We start from the raw sequence: 17,515 nt of genomic DNA on the forward strand, positions 1-17,515 counted from the left end.
ACATCTGCGCCCTGTCAGGCCTTCCCACTGAATCTTCGTTTCACTCTTTACCGGCCTAACAAATTTTTAGGGAGGCAATGTCCGGGCCAAACCGCTGACTTCCGAATAAAAATTTTCAGCCGGAGACTTTTGTTGCTTTTGGTCTCTCAAAAGCAAAAGGCCCGCCTGGCCAAGACTCCAACAATCCCTCTAACCCTAAGGTAAACCTATTTCAAAGATCACCTGTAATCCTGACCTGCGCCCTGTCAGACCTTCCCACTGATTCTCCGTTTCACTCTTTACCGGCCTAACAAATTTTTAGGGAGGCAATGTCTCTGCCAAACCACTGACTTCCGAATAAAAATTTTCAGCCGGAGACTTTTGTTGCTTTTGGTCTCTCAAAAGCAAAAGGCCTGTCTGGCCAAGACTCCAACAATCCCTCTAACCCTAAGGTAAACCTATTTCAAAGATCACCTGTTGATCCTGACCTGCGCCCTGTCAGGCCTTCCCACTGATTCTCCGTTTCACTCTCCACCGGCCTAACAAATTTTTAGGGAGGCAATGTCTCTGCCAAACCACTGACTTCCGAATAAAAATTTTCAGCCGGCAGTTTTTGTTTCTTTTTGTTGTCAAAAAGAAAGACGCCCGTCTGGCTAAGACTCCAACAATCCCAAAACCCATTCCTATATCGGCTCTACAAAAGCCATCGAAGTATTAATATTAATTGAATACCCGACATTATCTAAACGCAAAATAATACGCTGTTTATTATGTATGGACACCATTTCTGCTACCATATCTTTAAATGGACCTGCTTTAATTATGACTTTTTCGCCAGGTTTGATATCATAATCGAACACTTCCAGTTCTTCATCTGTAGCTAATAATAACTTTAATTGTTCAATTTGCTGATCGGGCATGGCAGCTATTTTCCCTGAAAAATAAAGAAACCTGGCAATGCCATTTGTCATTAAAACCTCCGCATACTCTTTGGCCGAAATATACACAAACAGATAAGATTTTAGGAGTGGTTCTTCAATAATTTTCTTCCTGTCACTCCACTGTTTAAGTGTTTTGCGCAAAGGAAGATAAGTCGTAATTCCTTTTCTGATTAATTCATCGAATGCTTTTTTCTCTGCTCTTGAACGGGTATAAACCGGATACCAACGATATTCGTGATCAATCATGATACAAAACTCGGGATTTTTATGAAAGAATAGCGGTGTTTTTTTAATGAGCTTTTGAAACTCAATTTATTGATGTGATGCAGAAAAGTTAACCAACGGGAATGGGCAATCATTAAAGTGATTGTTATTTTAATAAGCAGTTAAGAGTTATTTGGTGCAATGCAAAACCAAAACTAATTAATTTCACTGTTGATATCATTTATTTTTGGAGTTTGTTGTTGCGAAATGTCAAAAATGTTGAGATTGTAAGGTATGAGTACGCTTAATGTGTGGAGAGTGAAGCGATCTTCAATGCTGCCACGGGGATGGCAAATTGCTTCGTCGTTCCTCCTCACAATGACGATAATAGGAGAGAACACCAAAAAAAACCACCCCCTCCAACACACTCCCCATCACACCCCCTCCTTAAAACAGGGAGTTTCCCTCATGGCGCATCATTAAACCCCCGATACACATTTATCGGCCTGGGAAATGATGGAAGGAGAAAACGTAAAAGCTCCTTTCCTCCATAAGTAGCTCCCTCTCTTCAAGGAGAGGGCGGGGGAGAGGTTATCTCTGTCGATGCAAACAAAAGTGGGGAGGGGGTAAGTCTTGGATTTTGGCTACCTTTTTATCAAGAAAAAGGTAGAAGCCCTTCCGGCGGCGAGGAATCTCCAGAATCATTGTCAAAACAGATTGCTTTGTCGTTCCTCCTCGCAATGACGATAATGGGAGAGAACGCCAATAAAAACCACCTCTCCAACACACTACCCATCACACCCCCTCCTTAAAACAAGGAGGGGAGTTTCCCTCATGGCGCATCATTAAATCCCCGATACACATTTGTCGGCTCAGGAAATGATGGAATGAAAACGTAAAAGCTCCTTTCCTCCATAAGTAGCTCCCTCTCTTCAAGGAGAGGGCGGGGGGAGAGGTTATCTCTGTCGATGCAAACAAAAGTGGGGAGGGGATAAATCTTGGATTTTGGCTACCTTTTTATCAAGAAAAAGGTAGGAGCCCTTCCGGCGGCGAGGAATCTCCAGAATCATTGTCAAAACAGATTGCTTTGTCGTTCCTCCTCGCAATGACGATAATGGGAGAGAACGCCAATAAAAACCACCCCTCCAACACACTACCCATCACACCCCCTCCTTAAAACAAGGAGGGGAGTTCCCCTCATGGCGCATCATTAAATCCCTGATACACATTTATCGGCCTGGGAAATGATGGAAGGAGAAAACGTAAAAGCTCCTTTCCTCTATAAGTAGCTCCCTCTCTTCAAGGAGAGGGCGGGGGGAGAGGTTATCTCTGTCGATGCAAACAAAAGTGGGGAGGGGGTAAGTCTTGGGGTTTGGTTACCTTTTTATCAAGAAAAAAGTAAGAGCCCTTCCGGCGGCGAGGAAGCTCCAGAATCATTGTCAAAACAGATTGCTTCATTATTTCTCCTCATAACGATAATGAGAGAGAGGAAAAAAAACACTTATTTCTTCTTCCAAAACATCCACCACTTCCTATTCTCATCATCATAATATCCAGATCCCGAATAACCACTATAATCAGAATAGTAATAAGTGCTGTTGCCGCCTCCACGAGAGTAATCAGTGGTGTAGTAATTCGAATAAAGGGCATCATCCCCAAAGGCATTTAAAATAATGGCCAAATTACTTAAACCATACTCTCTTGATAAACGTTCAGGGATATTGGCAGCTCTATGCTGCGATACGCCCGATCGAATGACAAATAAATTAACATCAGAAGACCGGATTAATGGGATGGCATCTGAAACCAATCCGACAGGTGCGGTATCTACCAATACATAGTCATAATCTTCCTCCAGCTTTTTTAATAAATCTTTCATGGCCGCTGTATGAAGCAATTCAGAAGGATTTGGTGGTATGGGCCCTGAAGGGATAAAATCAATATGATGCACTTCATCGTGCGTTATCACTTGTTCAAGCGTCGCCTGGCCGGAAAGCAATGAACTTAATCCTCTTTTATTGTCGCTTCCAAAGGCCCAGTGCAATTTAGATTTTCTTAAATCGGCTGCGATGAGTATTACCCTTTTCTCAATCAATGCTAAGGTACTGGCCAGATTGATGGTCACAAAAGATTTCCCCTCACCGGAAATTTCTGAAGTAATACAAATAATTTTACTTTCTTTATGACTTGCCAGGAAGCTGAGATTGGTTCTCACAGATCGAACGAACTCAGCAAATACAGACTTCGGTTTAGACAAAGAAAGGGCCTGTCTGCTGTCCTGATCAATATAATCCGGAAATTTACGAATCACACCGATAATAGGTGTATTGGTTAAGCCTTCTACGGTTTCTTTATCATAAATATAAGGATTCAGGAAACGTACAAGTAAAATCAATCCAAAACCCGAAGCCAAACCCAACATTAATGCAGTACTGTATGCTTTGTTGTCATTTGGAGAAATGGCATAATAGGACGGATAGGCAGGATTCACAATAGATGCTCCGGGAACAATGGCTGCCGCATTCATTTCGGCTTCCAGTTTTTTCTCTGATAAGTAAGACCGAACCTTATTGTTCACTTCAAAGTTGGTTTGCAATTTCACAAAATTTTGCTCCTTTACCGGTATGGTGCTTAAGTTTTGGTTAACACCGGCAATTTGACTGTCGATATAGCGAATGGTTTGTTCATTATTGTTTCGCATGCCCTGGATGCTGTTCCGAATGCTCGATTTTACATTGGCAATTTGTTGTTCAATCTGCTTTACGGGTTGTGATTCTGGTGTGAATTGATTGAGTTTTGCTTCTCTGTTGGCTAAAAGCGTATTCAATTGAGTGACTAAAGCACCCAAACCACTGCTCAGGTCTCCTTCTAAATCCACACCAATTTCAACTTTGCTGCGATTGTTGTTTACCTGATCTTCCAGCTGCTTGATGCCTAATAATTTAATGTTGAGCTCAGTCTTTTGTCTTTCAAAATCAGCAAGTTTGCCAACCGTCATGGAGGTGGAAGAACCCAGGTCAATCATTTTATTCTGCGTTTTGTAATTGGCTAGCGTGCTGCCCGATTTTCCCGCTTCGGTATTAATGAAACCCAATTGATTATCAATAAAATCAACCGTTTGTCGTGCCGATCTTCTTCTTTGAATCACATCATACTTCACGTATTCCTTCATGATGGCATTGAGGATATCAGCTGCGAAAACCGTATTTCCGTCGGTTTGACTCAAACTCATCACATTGGTAAAACGAGCCGCCTCTCCAATATTCAACCCACCCATTGCACGTCCGATAAAATCTTCCTTGCTGTTAAATTTAAATTGGTAGACACTATTTCCCGGGATTTTATCTTTAATTCGAAATGTCATATTGCCCATGTCGATCAACTGCCCATATTGATAAGTCGACTTCTGATGTTCATTTTCAGCAACAGAAATCTCAAAATGCTGGTCGTCAACGGCCTTGACAGCATATAATGAACGATCGAAGTTGACGCTATCCTGCTTAATGATTTCGATAACAAAGGGCACGTTGGGATAAAGTTCAGTAGTGCGCACACGGCCTTTCAAAAAATAACTTACTTTGTAATCTAACGTTTTAACCGCATTGGCAATAACCTCATTGCTGCGAATGGTAAAGCTTTCTGCCTGTATTTTATCAGTATAGTTATAATTCTGCATCGGCATTTGTCCACCCGTGCCCAATGTAGGGTTGCTTTCTTCAAGTTTCAGAGATGCACCAGTTTGATAAATGGGCGGAGTGTACCATAGGTAAAGCCAGGCACCGCATAGCGCAACTGCAACGGTTCCGGCCACCCAATACCATCGGCTTAAGAATACCCTGAAAATTTTATAGAAATCAATACTTTGGCTAACAGCCTTTTTCTCTTGCACTAACTCTGTCAATGTATATCGTTTTTTAGAATGTTTAGGACAAATCAAATTAAGCTTATAAAGATAAACTCAATTTTTCAAAAGAAATTATTTTTATACGAAATGTTTATATGCTTTTGATGATGAATGTCAATAATGTGCGTTAAGAACACGGCCAGGCTAGACTTGCACAGTCTTATAATCCATTCTGCCTATCGGCACCTTTCCCCTTAAGGGAAAGGGTTTAGTAAAGAACTGGTTGTCAAATCCGGCCTCAACGTCATCGCCGCAGCTTTGACATCAATAAATAGCTCCCCTCCCTTTAAGGGGAGGTTGAGGAGGGGGCAAGCCTTGGGTTTTGGCTACCTTTTTATCAAGAAAAAGGTAGGAGCCCTTCTGGCGGCGAGGAAGCTCCAAATACATTGGTAAAACAGATTGCTTTGTCGTTCCTCCTGGCAATGACAATAATGGGAGGGAACACCAATAAAACCACCCCTCCAACGCACTCCCCATCACACCCCCTCCTTAAAACAAGGAGGGGAGTTTCCCTCATGGCGCAACAGTAAATCCCCGTTACGCATTTATCGGCCTGGGAAATGATGGAAGGAGCAAACGTAAAAGCTCCTTTCCTCCATAAATAGCTCCCTCTCTTCAAGGAGAGGGCGGGGGGAGAGGTTATCTCTGTCGATGCAAACAAAAGTGATTGGAAATGTACAAATTACCCCTATCCATCAATCGGTATCTTTGCTCTTTAAGGTAAAGGGTTAGTAAAGAACCACTGGTTATTGAATCCGCCCTCAATGCCATTGCCATAACAGCGAAAGATTTAAGGTTTCCCCCTCCTTAAAACAAGGGTGGAGTTTCCCTCATGGCGCACCAGCAAATCCCCGTTACGCATTTATCGGCCTGGGAAATGATGGAAGGAGAAAACTTCTATCAATCTTATACAAAATTGTCTGAACGGATTGTTTCCCCTAATGAACCAATGAACCAATGAACCAATGAACCAATGAACCAATGAACTAATGAACCAACAAATTACCTCGTAACTGTAAATATCAGCACTGCTAAGTTTACCACTACTAATAGCGGCTGCAAAATATTATTCAAACTTTGCAATTTATCACTGGTGGCAGCACTTTTGGTGGGTTGAAGCACGATGATATCATGATTTTGGAGCACAAGCTTTTTACTGGCTAAGCTATTGATATCATTTAAATTGACGTAAATCAGTTCAGGATTGGCCCGGTCGCCACGAATAATTTTTAAAGTTTTTGGATCGGCAGTTTTGGTAATCCCACCCGCTTCACCTATAATATCAATTAATGTCGTGTTATCCCGTTCCAGTAAAAAATTGCCTTGCCTGCTAAATTCGCCAAGCAGGGTGACCTTTAAATTTACCACCGATAATTCGATAATAGGATCTTTTAGGAGCTTGTTTTTATATAGTTCCTGGATTTTCAAAGCGGCCTCCCTTCTGCTTAGTCCTACCACCTCTACTTTGCCAATGGCCGGGAGGTTAACCATCCCATCTGGTTCTACCGGATAAGAAAGTACGTTATTGATGCTTCCAGTGGCACTATTCTGATTTGCAGTAGTACTGGTATTGGCATTTGTGCTTGCCGTTGCACCGAATTCGAAATTCTGAACATTGCGGATAGCTAGCTGATCATTAATCCTGATTTTATAATAGGCATCACTAATGCCCTGATCATTGACCACATACACTTGTTTAATGGTGTCGGTAACGATATCTGAAGGGGCATTGAATAAAGTCCTTTCCTTACGTACTGAGCAAGATGCGAATAACAACAGACAGAAAAATGGTAATAACAGGTATTTGAAATAATGAGGCTCTTGCATAATTAGTTTTCCTAAAAATATATAGGATAAGGGTATTGTACAAAAATAAGATTAAAAATGTTTAAAAGAAATGATCTCTCCAAACCCATGTTGATGTATCAGCCTAAATCGATTATCATTAAACCACATATTCAGTTCATAGAACACTTATTCCCCTTGTATTGAAAATACTGTATATAACACGGGGTCATCTCTGCTATAAAATTCAATACAACTAAAAATACTCAATAAGTATTGTCGATATGATTGTTTGTGAGGCTTTTTGGGGAAAATAATACCCGCTCTATTAACAATTCCACAATATAAATTCATTACCAATGATCATAAAGCAGCTTGGAATGCTTTTAAAAGCCAGTTTATGAATTATTTGCTTTTTGGTGCCTGACTTGCTTTTAGTTTAAATAAGACAAGCCATTTAGGTAGTTCAGGTTTTCCTGTTAAGATTATAAGTTTAATTGATTTCCCTTTTAAAATAATTGCACTTAGTTATCAATATCAAACTTACCGCTTTTACCACCTTATATTATATGTTATATGCGAAAGTTAAGTTCATCTACAGCCCTTTTATTTCTTTTGTTGATCTTTAAAAATACCAGGGCTGAAACCGGATGTGCCATATCATCTACACCTGGAATTGCTACCATAGTTTATACAACCGAGTCACCAGTAGGCTCAGGTAGATATAATAGTCTGGCTACCTCTATAAGTGGTGCGCTTATTACACCACCACTCTCGCAATGCGGGAATTATTACAAGGAGTTTGTATCAGTAGGCCCATTCAATTCTTGTCGTCATGGGGCACTCCCTCCTTATAATGCGTTGGGAGGTTATTTAGTAAACTACATAACTTATTGTCCCATTCCTCTTGATGATTACATTCCCTTGCTTTTCCTCACTACAGGTAGCTTAGGCTTCTTCATTGTGCGCAACAGAAAAATATCTCTGGTTCAATCTGATCAATAATACCTTTAAAACTTTTGAATGTATTACTTAATTGTAGGCATTGCCGAATTCCTAATTTATTACCTCTTGATGGAATTGGTAAAGATATCCTAAAGGGTATTGAAACTTTTCCCTTACGGAACAGACACGCACACTAGGATAAAAAGAAAAAAATACAATAATTAAATAGATGCTTTTTCTGTTAAAATTTTATGTCTTAAATAACAAGCCTTCGTTGATTGGATGAAGAAATAAAACACCTTTTGTTCTGCTTACATATAGCTTTCGGTTTACATAATAATCTTCAAAAGATAAGGTTGTTAAACTTTTTATGAAGTTACAATCGAATATTTCTTCCGCTTAAGATAAACATTTCCTTCTTAATAACAGACATATTTTATCGATGTCTGTAAAGTAACCATTACAAATTATGTAAATTTTATTATATGCTATACTAATTTATTTTGTTTGATAAATGTCATGCGATATTATATGTGTTGTAGTTTTATCAATACTTTTGTGCCATATGACTTTTTATCTGAAAGCCTTTTTAGATCATAATTCAGAAAAGAGCTTTTAAAAGATTACTTATGCTTACAAAACTTGATTGGAGCATTGTTTTGTTTAGATAAATGTTCCCGATAAATATGAAAAAAATTGTAACTTTTAATAATTTAAAACATTTAGGTTTTTTATTGTTATATATGTTTTGTTATTCTGCGAAAGCAGAGACTGGATGTATGATAGGTTCTGTTCTATATAGAGGAAACGAATTTGGTATTATTGATATTACTTTTAATAATGCCACAATAGTAAATACTTTGCCCTGCGCCCCAAATGACCAGACAACTTATAATGCCAGAGAGATAACAACTTTAACATTGCCAATTCTGGGTGCTAGACGCTGTAGGATTACTTCAGGGATTTTTGACCCTTACCCAGGTCTTTATAGTAGCTATAGTTGGGTTAGATGCTCCATAGATGATTACATTCCTTACTTTCTATTGGGTTTTGGAGGCTTGGGTTTTGTGTTTATTCGGAAACGTAATTTAGCAATTTAGTTGTGTCCTGATATTTGGTGTTTTTTACGTGATGTGGATAATGCAACTTGTTTATAAATGTTTAAATAACCCTATCCTACCCCATAGTCGGTGGCTCACCGACCATGAAAAATACAAATGTAAACAGACACTTGGATAATTGAATTTGAACACTTTTTACCAATAATCATCTGACAAGGATACTTCTCTAGCCATCTATCTTTTTTGAATTGACGGTGCCCTTGTTCATCTTGTTCACGATGGTTGTCAATGATTGTACATAGTCAGAATCGATTTTTATCAAAAAGTTCACATCTCTGTGATCTCGGCTATTTAGTGTAAACTATATGCGTTTTTAAGCCAATAAAGCTTGTGTAAAGAGTTAATTAAGAGTGGCTTGGGGCTAGTTGGGTATGTTTTGATTATGATGAAAGTATTTTCATTGATAACGTAAACTGACATTGAAAATTGAATTAAATATAATCATCCAGGTAAGTATCATTCCTCAGTCATTTACCTCAATTTGAAAATTCTGAGCATACACTATTCATTTTGTTCATGATATTTGTCAACGAATATAGACAACTCAAAATCAATTTGTTTCAGCCGAAAACCTCTTCTTGTTTAATTAATATGCTGATTTTCAGCAATTTATTTTTATTCTTTCTGGATTTATAAATCAGTCGGATCCGTTTTTCTTTTGTCAAATAAAAACTACTGCTTTTAAAGCCTTGTAAGTGTTCATAATGTTTTGCAATCTTTGTCCGAAATTGTAGTATTTATAATACTATTTGAATTTTTTTTGATAATTACATTTTCAATTTTATGAAAGTTTTTAAAGTTTTTGGTCCCATAGTTCTTTTGTTTTTGTTTTCAGAATATGCTTTTTCAACTCAGGGATGTTTAGTAAATAATACTTTTTATGTGAGTTATCTTGGTATGATACGAACTACTGACGGTTCGTTTTCAGGGAACAAAAGAGTTTACAATGATAGTGGAGCAAATTACCCTATAAATTATTCTGGGAGTGAAAGCTGTAATACAGTACCCGTAAATAGGTACGGCAATGGAGGCCCTGATAGGAACGGAGATTTGTGTTTTGTTATGTCTTCATCCACCTACAATTCTTATCCAACATCGGGTGGAGTAAAGATTGCACCTAACTACCCAAGCAGAAATGGTACACTTCAAGATTTTACAATAACCTGCGTAACTTCTCTTCCACTTGATGATTACATACCTTTTTTAGTCTTATTGACTGGCGTTGCAGGATTTATTTGTGTAAGAAAGGATCGTTTTGCCATAACGCTCATTTCGAATTGAGCATTAATTCCTCACTCTAGTCATAGCGTCTCGCTATGACTCTTCTATTTTTAGTGTTTCTAGAATTCCTGACTCATTCTAGTCGTAGCGTCTCGCTATGACTCTTCTATTTTTGTTTTACTAGAATTCCTTTATCGTATAACATCTATTTTGTAAGACGGGTATTTTTTTGGTTTGTTCATCATCAGAAAAAGAAATAAAATTTAAAACCATTTCTTTTGTAATTCATTTACCCTAAACCCTAAACCCTAAACCCTAAACCCTAAACCCTAAACCCTAAACCCTAAACCCTAAACCCTAAACCCTAAACCCTAAACCCTAAACCCTGTTGATACAATCCCCGCGGGGTGAAATAATTTACCATTTGGGCTATGCTGTATTCGGGACTTACTTTCAGAAAAAAGTAATGCAACACCGATGATGGCCAGGTTTCCTTCCGGAAAATCATAGGTTAAGCTAATTCCATCAAATACATTGGCATAACGTTCAATGAGGATACTTTCAATAGGATAACAGAAGGTGCTCCTCTGCTTCATGTTAAATAAAGCAACGTTAACTTGTAAGGTGCATAAGGTGGTGTTCCTGGGGAATCTAATATTTTTAGAGATGGAGAAAGACGGCAAACTTACCTCAATCCCATCCTCATGATAATTTACTATGGGAGTTAGCAGCAAGCTTTTGTCAAGCGGCGAACCGAGATTAAAATCAAAACCTTCCAGTCTTTTAAAGCTGTTTTGGTTAAAGCTGAAATTGTTATCTGTTTGGATATGCTGGTAAACAATGGTAGAAATAGCAGAGTTCATTCTGTTTATCATCGCACCATCATAAAACCCTTGATGTAAGGAGCTGAAAGCCATGCGGATTTGCTTCGCAAAAGGACTAATGTATTTTCCAAAGATGGATGCACTTTTCTTGGTTGCTTCCGTTTGCCGTACACCGCCGACACCAGGTTTCGATTTTACAATCGTTATTTTACCATGCTGACTAAAAACCAGGTTCCCAATTGAACCTTTTAAATTTTTCCCATCAAATATTGCCATAACATTAAATTATAGATAAACAATAAACTGTGGGATGATTGGATATTCAATTAGGGATCAGGGTAGATTACTTTACCCCATCCTCCTGTTAAAGATAGAACAAAACAACCAAAACTCCACATATTTCTATAAAAACGTGGACTTACCCTGGATTCATAGCGGTGTTGTAACCAATAAATTGGTTCTGTAATGAAAGATTCAGGTAATAAACTTCTGCGTTTGCGTATCTTTCCATTGCTGCAATTGGGTTTACGATGACTAACAGATTGCTTCGTCGCTCCTCCTCGCAATGACGGTAAACGTTAATGTACCACTGTCCAAGGCAGCGCGAACGCCCGATTTTTCTCCACTCTAAAAGCTTTGACATCAATAAATAGCTCCCTCCCTTTAAGGGGAGGGTTGGGGAGGGGGTAAGCCTAGGGTTTTGGCTACCTTTTCATCAAGGAAAAAGGACAAGCCCCGGCGGCAATAAGCCGCTCCAAAAACTTATACAGCAAACAGATTATCACAAAGCAGAGACAAACCGCTTCCCGCTATTGCTATAAACAGAGAAAACCATTCAAAGTCAATCCATTTAATGAATTTATTAAACAGATTCTTGGAATCCATAAATATTTCCTACATTCAATAAATGATTAACTCAATAGCTTATGAAAAAGTTGTGTTTAATCATCCCGCCCATTATATCCTTTTTATCCCAAAATTTTAAGTTTGTTTCATGCTATTTGCTGCTGCAAACTGTATCGTCAGGCTTAAACGCACAAACGTATGGCTGCCATGTCAGAAGAGGAATGAGTGAAATACTCTATTATACGCCATACGGATTAGGAAGCCCCACTGAATGGATAACAACTGGTGTGATAGATATGAGTGGAGCAGAAGGTGGGTATCGTACAGACGGTTCTGCCACTTATGGATGCATCCTCGACATCGGCCCCAGTTGTACGGTTTATCAATATCATTTAATGCCAGATGGCATTACTGTGGGAACAAGGATATATAAAAATGGCGTATATGCCAGTATACATCCTGTTAATTGCCCAATCGACAATTATATCCCGCTATTATTTATCTTTGCCGCAAGCGTTGCCTTTTTGCAATTGAGAAAAAAGCTGTCAGTTCCCTAGGATGAAAATTTCAATTATTACCGTAGTTTATAATGGCGAAACTTATATTAAAGATTGCATAGAATCTGTAATAAGCCAGTCTTACGCTGATATTGAATACATCCTGGTAGATGGTGGTTCCACTGATCGAACGCTAACTATAGCTGAAGGGTATAAGAAATATATCAGGCACCTCATTTCCGAAAGAGACAAAGGATTATATGATGCGATAAATAAAGGGATCAACCTGGCATCCGGAGAAATTGTTGGGATTCTGAATGCCGATGATATGTTGGCTAAAAATGATGTGATAGAAAGAGTGGCTGCGGCTTTTATTAATAATCCCCAAATACAGGGCGTTTATGGAGATCTGAATTACATTAGGCCGGTAAACAGTAAGATTGTTCGGGAATGGAGATCCCATCAGGCCAACCATAATGATATAGAAAAGGGTTGGATGCCTGCTCACCCAACTTTATACCTCAAAAAGAACTTATTTGAATCTTATGGAAATTATGCATTGGATATGGGAACTACAGCTGATTATGACCTCATTTTAAGGTATTTTCATACGCACAGATTAAAGGCACTTTATCTGCCGGTTTTAATGGTTAATATGCGAACAGGTGGAGTGAGCAATAAAGGCTTATCGAGTTTGCTGAATGCGTTAAAGAACGATTATAGGGCATTAAAAAGAAATAATGTTCCTAACCCACTCCTGGTATTGTTAAAAAAGAAGCTGAACAAGTTAAGTCAGTTTTAAACCAAAGATTTCCTTGTTCACTTATTATGATAAACAGTCCCCTCTCTTGAATGAGCAACTAGAAGAAGAGGTCTAATTTCGTTCGTAAATCAGCTCCCTCTCTTCAGGGAGCGGTTGGTGGGAGCGGTTGAATGATGGCAGCGAGCATGGCCTGAAAATATTGCTCCCATGATTATCTCCTGAATGAGCAGTTAGAAGAAGAGGTTTTTATTTCTTTCGTAAATCAGCTCCCTCTCTTCAGGGAGCGGTTGGTGGGAGAGGTTGAATGATGGCAGCGAGCATGTTCTGAAAATATTGCCCCCACGATTGTCTCCTGAATGAGCAACTAGAAGAAGAGGTTTTTATTTCTTTCGTAAATCAGCTCCCTCTCTTCAAGGAGCGGTTGGTGGGAGCGGTTGAATGATGGCAGCGAGCATGGCCTGAAAAACATTGTGTGCCGTGATTATCTCTTGAATGAGCCGTTAGGAGAGGAGGTTTGTTTGTTCCGTAAATCAGCCCCCTCTCTTCAAGGAGCGGGCGGTGGGAGCGGTTGAATGATCGTGGCAAGCATGGCCTGAAAAACATTGTGTGCCATGATTATCTCTTGAATGAGCCGTTAGGAGAGGAGGTTTGTTTGTTCCGTAAATCAGCCCCCTCTCTTCAGGGAGCGGTTGGTGGGAGCGGTTGAATGATCGTGGCAAGCATGGCCTGAAAAACATTGTGTGCCATGATTATCTCTTGAATGAGCAGTTAGAAGAAGAGGTTTGTTTGTTCCGTAAATCAGCCCCCTCTTTTCAGGGAGCGGTTGATGGGAGCGGTTGAATGATGGCAGCGAGCATGGCCTGAAAAACATTGTGTGCCATGATTGTCTCTTGAATGAGCCGTTAGAAGAAGAGGTTTTTATTTCTTTCGTAAATCAGCTCCCTCTCTTCAGGGAGCGGTTGGTGGGAGCGGTTGAATGATGGCAGCGAGCATAGCCTGAAAAACATTGTGTGCCATGATTATCTCTTGAATGAGCAGTTAGAAGAAGAAGTTTTTATTTGTTCCGTAAATCAGCCCCCTCTCTTCAGGGAGCGGTTGGTGGGAGCGGTTGAATGATGGCAGCGAGCATGGCCTGAAAAACATTGTGTGCCATGATTGTCTCTTGAATGAGCCGTTAGAAGAAGAGGTTTTTATTTCTTTCGTAAATCAGCTCCCTCTCTTCAGGGAGCGGTTGGTGGGAGAGGTTGAATGATCGCGGCAAGCATGGTCTGAAAAATATTGCTCCCACGATTATCTCCTGAATGAGCAGTTAGGAGGATAAGTTTTTATTTGTTCCGTAAATCAGCCCCCTCTCTTCAAGGAGAGGGCGGGGGGAGAGGTTTTTTTATCCCACGTTTGATTAATGTCATGTTAAACTGTCAAAAACCTTGGTATGAAACTGATTTCAATAACTATCTTTGCATCAAACCGTTCCCGTTTTGTTCAGAGATACCATTAGTTCAAGCCCAATAATTTTTTATTGTGCCATTGCCGTGCTTGCATTTGGCATGGTGCTGCTCAGTATTCCTTCCATTATATTTACCTCTCTCAAATACAAATTATTCGATAAAAATGATTTGCATAGAAAAAATCATAAACGTAACATTTCGCGTTTGGGTGGTTTGGCAATTGTAGGGAGTTTTACCATTAGCATTTTGCTTTTCTCTGCCTTAATTAATTTCAAAGAAGCCAATTATTTGATTGTTTCGTGCATCATACTTGCTGCATTGGGTTTAAAGGATGATGTTCATGGCACAAACACCAATACAAAATTTATTCTTCAATTAGCTGTTGCTGTGATATTAGTCTTCTTTGGGGGTTTTAGATTAAGCAGTTTATATGGCGTTTTAAATATTGGCGATATGAATCTCTTATGGGGCGGTACATTTTCAATCGTCCTGATCATATTTTTAAACAATGCATTTAATCTTATTGATGGAATAGACGGACTGGCAGGAGCAATCGGAATATTGGCGAGCCTGTGTTTCGGAATCTCATTCGGTATGGCTAACCAGATACCCTATGCTTTTATCGCATTTGCTTTGGCAGGAGCTATTGCTGGTTTTTTAAAATACAACTGGTTTCCGGCCAAAATCTTTATGGGTGATACAGGAGCCTTAATTATTGGTTTAACCACTGCAACATTGGCGATAAAATTTATCGAAGTAAATAAATTTACAGGAAATAATCGCCCTACATTTTATTCTGCGCCGGCAATTGCGGTAGCCATATTGATTGTGCCTATTTTTGATTCTTTAAGGGTTTTTTGCATTCGTATCATCAAACGTAAATCGCCTTTTCTCGGTGATCGCGATCACATCCACCACCGTTTACAGCGTTTAGGCCTTAAACCCAACCAGATTGTTTGGTTAACCATGATTCTTAACTTCGGGATTGTTGCCCTTACCGTGCTTCTTCAGCATCTCGGAAATTTTCTTTTAATTTTTCTCTTGATATTCATTTGTGTGATTTATAACTCCATCATTACCTGGCGCCTGGTAAAAAAATCAAACTAGATTTTTGTAAATAATTTCCAGTATCTCAGCTCCTGAACTTTAATGTCAAAATAAAAACTAATTTTGCGCTTTAAATTTTAAAATAATGAGACTGGCAATTAATGGTTTCGGTAGAATAGGAAGAACCTTTTTGCGTTTGGCATTGGCCGAAGGCTTTGATGTTGTAGCAATAAATGATTTGACTGATGCCAAAACAATGGCGCATTTGTTCAAATATGACAGCGTTCACGGTGTTTATGCCGGAGAGGTTGCTGCTCAACCAGATGCTTTGGTCGTAGGAAAACAGGCAATTCCTGTTTTTGCGATTAAAGAGGCTGACGAATTACCCTGGTCGGCATTAAGAGTAGATATAGTAATTGATTGTACAGGGAGAAATCTGACCAGTTTTGCTGCCGAAAAACATATTACTGCCGGAGCAAGCCAGGTGCTGATATCTGCCCCGGCTGCTGATGATATTCCAATGGTAGTATTAGGGGTAAATGATGATAAAATTGATTTGACCAGTAACATTCTCTCCAATGCAAGCTGTACCACTAATAATATAGCGCCAATGATCAAGATTTTGAATGATAACTGGGGAGTGGAAGAAGGGTATATCACAACCATTCATTCTATGACGGGCGACCAAAATCTTCATGATGCAAACCATAAAGATTTACGCAGAGCAAGAGCCGCTTCATCATCCATTATTCCGACCACAACGGGTGCAGCAAAGGCAATAACACATATCTTTCCTGAATTGGATGGTCGTTTAGGTGGTGCAGGAATAAGAGTACCGGTTTTAAACGGATCCCTTACCGATTTTACTTGTCTTTTAAAGAAGAAAACGACCATCGCAGAGATCAATGCCGCTTTTAAATTCGCCTCAGAAAATGAATTGAAAGGGATTTTGCAATATACAGAAGATCCAATCGTTTCGGTTGATATTATCGATAACCCACATTCCTGCACGTTCGATTCCTTACTTACTTCTATTGTAGGTGATCTGGTTAAGGTGGTCGGATGGTACGATAATGAATTTGGTTATAGCAGCAGATTGATTGATGTGGTTAAAAAAATCAGTAAACTGAAAAATTCCGTTTCTGAATAAATCAGGATGGAATGTGTGTTCAAAGATCCGTCATTTCCATGGTTGATGGCCTACCATAGCTGTTCGGAACAAATTATCATCCATGTTTAGCACATCATTTTTTTTATCGGTTGGTAAGGACACCAACCGATAGAACAAGCGCCTCGGTTTCGTGTCCTCACGAAACGAAATAGCACATCATTTTTCCTGTGGCGAATCATGCCACCGCCGTCGGGCTTATCGGTTGGTGTCTTACCAACCGATGTAATAATTTCTCCGATTTAAACAACGAGTCTTCAAATTTTTCAAAATTCATTCTCCATTTTTAATACGGTTTCAAATGCTTTGTTAACTTTGCAAACGTTTGCGCAGCATCCTTTCCAAGTGCCCGGATACCTGATAAACATCCCTTAATAATAAAACTATGGTTAAATTTATTCTTCCGGAAGAAGTTCTACCCTTAAGAAGTTTGGTTTTGAGAAATGGCAAACCACTCGAAGAATGTGTTTTTGATGGTGATAAAGCTTACGATACTTTTCATATGGGCTTCGTTGAAGATGGAGAAATCAGGTCAATAGCAAGTTTTATGAGAAACGATTTTTTCCCTGATGATGGCGAAGGTTATCAGTTGCGGGGTATGGCCACACATCCCTATTTTGAAGGAAGAGGTTATGGAGCGGCATTGATTAATTTTGCAATAGAATATTTAAAAGAATATAAAACGGATTATTTATGGTGCAATGCCCGGTCGGGTGCGGCAACATTTTATAAGAAAATTGGTTTTATAAATGAATCGCCCGAATTTGATATTCCCGGGATCGGCTTCCATTACGAAATGAGACTAAAACTAAAATAATAAAA

12 protein-coding genes are annotated in these 17,515 nt (G+C 39.2%); 8 read left to right on the forward strand and 4 right to left on the reverse strand.

Annotated elements, in window-relative coordinates; genetic code table 11:
- Positions 1-662: 662 nt before the first annotated feature.
- The 3 genes from DU508_RS11515 to DU508_RS11530 all read right to left on the reverse strand — a co-directional run bounded on the left by DU508_RS11515 (position 663) and on the right by DU508_RS11530 (position 6,855).
- Positions 663-1,166, reverse strand: a complete 504-nt coding sequence (locus DU508_RS11515) for a UpxY family transcription antiterminator (protein ID WP_115402962.1) — start codon at positions 1,164-1,166, stop codon at positions 663-665.
- Positions 1,167-2,625: 1,459 nt separating this feature from the next.
- On the reverse strand, positions 2,626-5,025 hold the full coding sequence (locus DU508_RS11520) for a GumC family protein (protein WP_158542161.1): 2,400 nt from the start codon (positions 5,023-5,025) through the stop codon (positions 2,626-2,628).
- A gap of 1,005 nt (positions 5,026-6,030) precedes the next feature.
- Positions 6,031-6,855, reverse strand: a complete 825-nt coding sequence (locus DU508_RS11530; protein ID WP_115402965.1) for a polysaccharide biosynthesis/export family protein — start codon at positions 6,853-6,855, stop codon at positions 6,031-6,033.
- Positions 6,856-7,389: 534 nt separating this feature from the next.
- On the opposite strand from DU508_RS11530, the gene DU508_RS23725 reads away from it, so the two are divergent.
- The 3 genes from DU508_RS23725 (at position 7,390) to DU508_RS11540 (ending at position 10,160) form a co-directional block, all read left to right on the forward strand.
- A complete protein-coding gene (locus tag DU508_RS23725) occupies positions 7,390-7,818 on the forward strand; it encodes a hypothetical protein (RefSeq protein ID WP_147273622.1) in 429 nt (142 codons plus the stop codon).
- Positions 7,819-8,444: 626 nt separating this feature from the next.
- Complete coding sequence (locus DU508_RS11535) at positions 8,445-8,858, forward strand: hypothetical protein (protein WP_115402966.1); 414 nt, start codon at positions 8,445-8,447, stop codon at positions 8,856-8,858.
- 804 nt (positions 8,859-9,662) lie between these two features.
- A complete protein-coding gene (locus DU508_RS11540; protein ID WP_115402967.1) occupies positions 9,663-10,160 on the forward strand; it encodes a hypothetical protein in 498 nt (165 codons plus the stop codon).
- A gap of 311 nt (positions 10,161-10,471) precedes the next feature.
- On the opposite strand, the gene DU508_RS11545 is transcribed toward DU508_RS11540, so the two are convergent.
- Positions 10,472-11,200, reverse strand: a complete 729-nt coding sequence (locus tag DU508_RS11545; RefSeq protein WP_115402968.1) for a hypothetical protein — start codon at positions 11,198-11,200, stop codon at positions 10,472-10,474.
- A gap of 650 nt (positions 11,201-11,850) precedes the next feature.
- Between DU508_RS11545 and DU508_RS11550 the strand changes: the two genes are divergently transcribed.
- The 5 genes from DU508_RS11550 to DU508_RS11570 all read left to right on the forward strand — a co-directional run bounded on the left by DU508_RS11550 (position 11,851) and on the right by DU508_RS11570 (position 17,510).
- A complete protein-coding gene (locus DU508_RS11550) occupies positions 11,851-12,327 on the forward strand; it encodes a hypothetical protein (protein WP_115402969.1) in 477 nt (158 codons plus the stop codon).
- Between the two features lies 1 nt (position 12,328).
- Entirely contained in the window at positions 12,329-13,069 is a 741-nt protein-coding gene (locus tag DU508_RS11555) for a glycosyltransferase family 2 protein (protein ID WP_115402970.1), read from the forward strand.
- Positions 13,070-14,508: 1,439 nt separating this feature from the next.
- Complete coding sequence (locus DU508_RS11560) at positions 14,509-15,585, forward strand: MraY family glycosyltransferase (protein ID WP_233509499.1); 1,077 nt, start codon at positions 14,509-14,511, stop codon at positions 15,583-15,585.
- An 85-nt stretch (positions 15,586-15,670) separates the two neighbouring features.
- Positions 15,671-16,675: a type I glyceraldehyde-3-phosphate dehydrogenase gene (gene gap, locus DU508_RS11565; RefSeq protein WP_199562697.1), complete on the forward strand. Its 1,005-nt coding sequence runs from the start codon at positions 15,671-15,673 to the stop codon at positions 16,673-16,675.
- Between the two features lie 403 nt (positions 16,676-17,078).
- Positions 17,079-17,510 carry a GNAT family N-acetyltransferase gene (locus DU508_RS11570; protein WP_115402972.1) on the forward strand — a complete coding sequence of 144 codons (432 nt, stop codon included), beginning with the start codon at positions 17,079-17,081 and terminating at the stop codon, positions 17,508-17,510.
- Positions 17,511-17,515 lie beyond the last annotated feature (5 nt).

The organism is Pedobacter chinensis, from assembly GCF_003339865.1.
Lineage (GTDB): Bacteria > Bacteroidota > Bacteroidia > Sphingobacteriales > Sphingobacteriaceae > Pedobacter > Pedobacter chinensis.

What these genes read in the sequence shown, in the direction of transcription:
- DU508_RS11515 (WP_115402962.1), bottom strand. Translation starts at nt 1,166, where the DNA reads ATGATTGATCACGAATATCGTTGGTATCCGGTTTATACCCGTTCAAGA.
- DU508_RS11530 (WP_115402965.1), bottom strand. Translation starts at nt 6,855, where the DNA reads ATGCAAGAGCCTCATTATTTCAAATACCTGTTATTACCATTTTTCTGT.
- DU508_RS23725 (WP_147273622.1), top strand. Translation starts at nt 7,390, where the DNA reads ATGCGAAAGTTAAGTTCATCTACAGCCCTTTTATTTCTTTTGTTGATC.
- DU508_RS11535 (WP_115402966.1), top strand. Translation starts at nt 8,445, where the DNA reads ATGAAAAAAATTGTAACTTTTAATAATTTAAAACATTTAGGTTTTTTA.
- DU508_RS11540 (WP_115402967.1), top strand. Translation starts at nt 9,663, where the DNA reads ATGAAAGTTTTTAAAGTTTTTGGTCCCATAGTTCTTTTGTTTTTGTTT.
- DU508_RS11545 (WP_115402968.1), bottom strand. Translation starts at nt 11,200, where the DNA reads ATGGCAATATTTGATGGGAAAAATTTAAAAGGTTCAATTGGGAACCTG.
- DU508_RS11550 (WP_115402969.1), top strand. Translation starts at nt 11,851, where the DNA reads ATGAAAAAGTTGTGTTTAATCATCCCGCCCATTATATCCTTTTTATCC.
- DU508_RS11555 (WP_115402970.1), top strand. Translation starts at nt 12,329, where the DNA reads ATGAAAATTTCAATTATTACCGTAGTTTATAATGGCGAAACTTATATT.
- gap (WP_199562697.1), top strand. Translation starts at nt 15,671, where the DNA reads ATGAGACTGGCAATTAATGGTTTCGGTAGAATAGGAAGAACCTTTTTG.
- DU508_RS11570 (WP_115402972.1), top strand. Translation starts at nt 17,079, where the DNA reads ATGGTTAAATTTATTCTTCCGGAAGAAGTTCTACCCTTAAGAAGTTTG.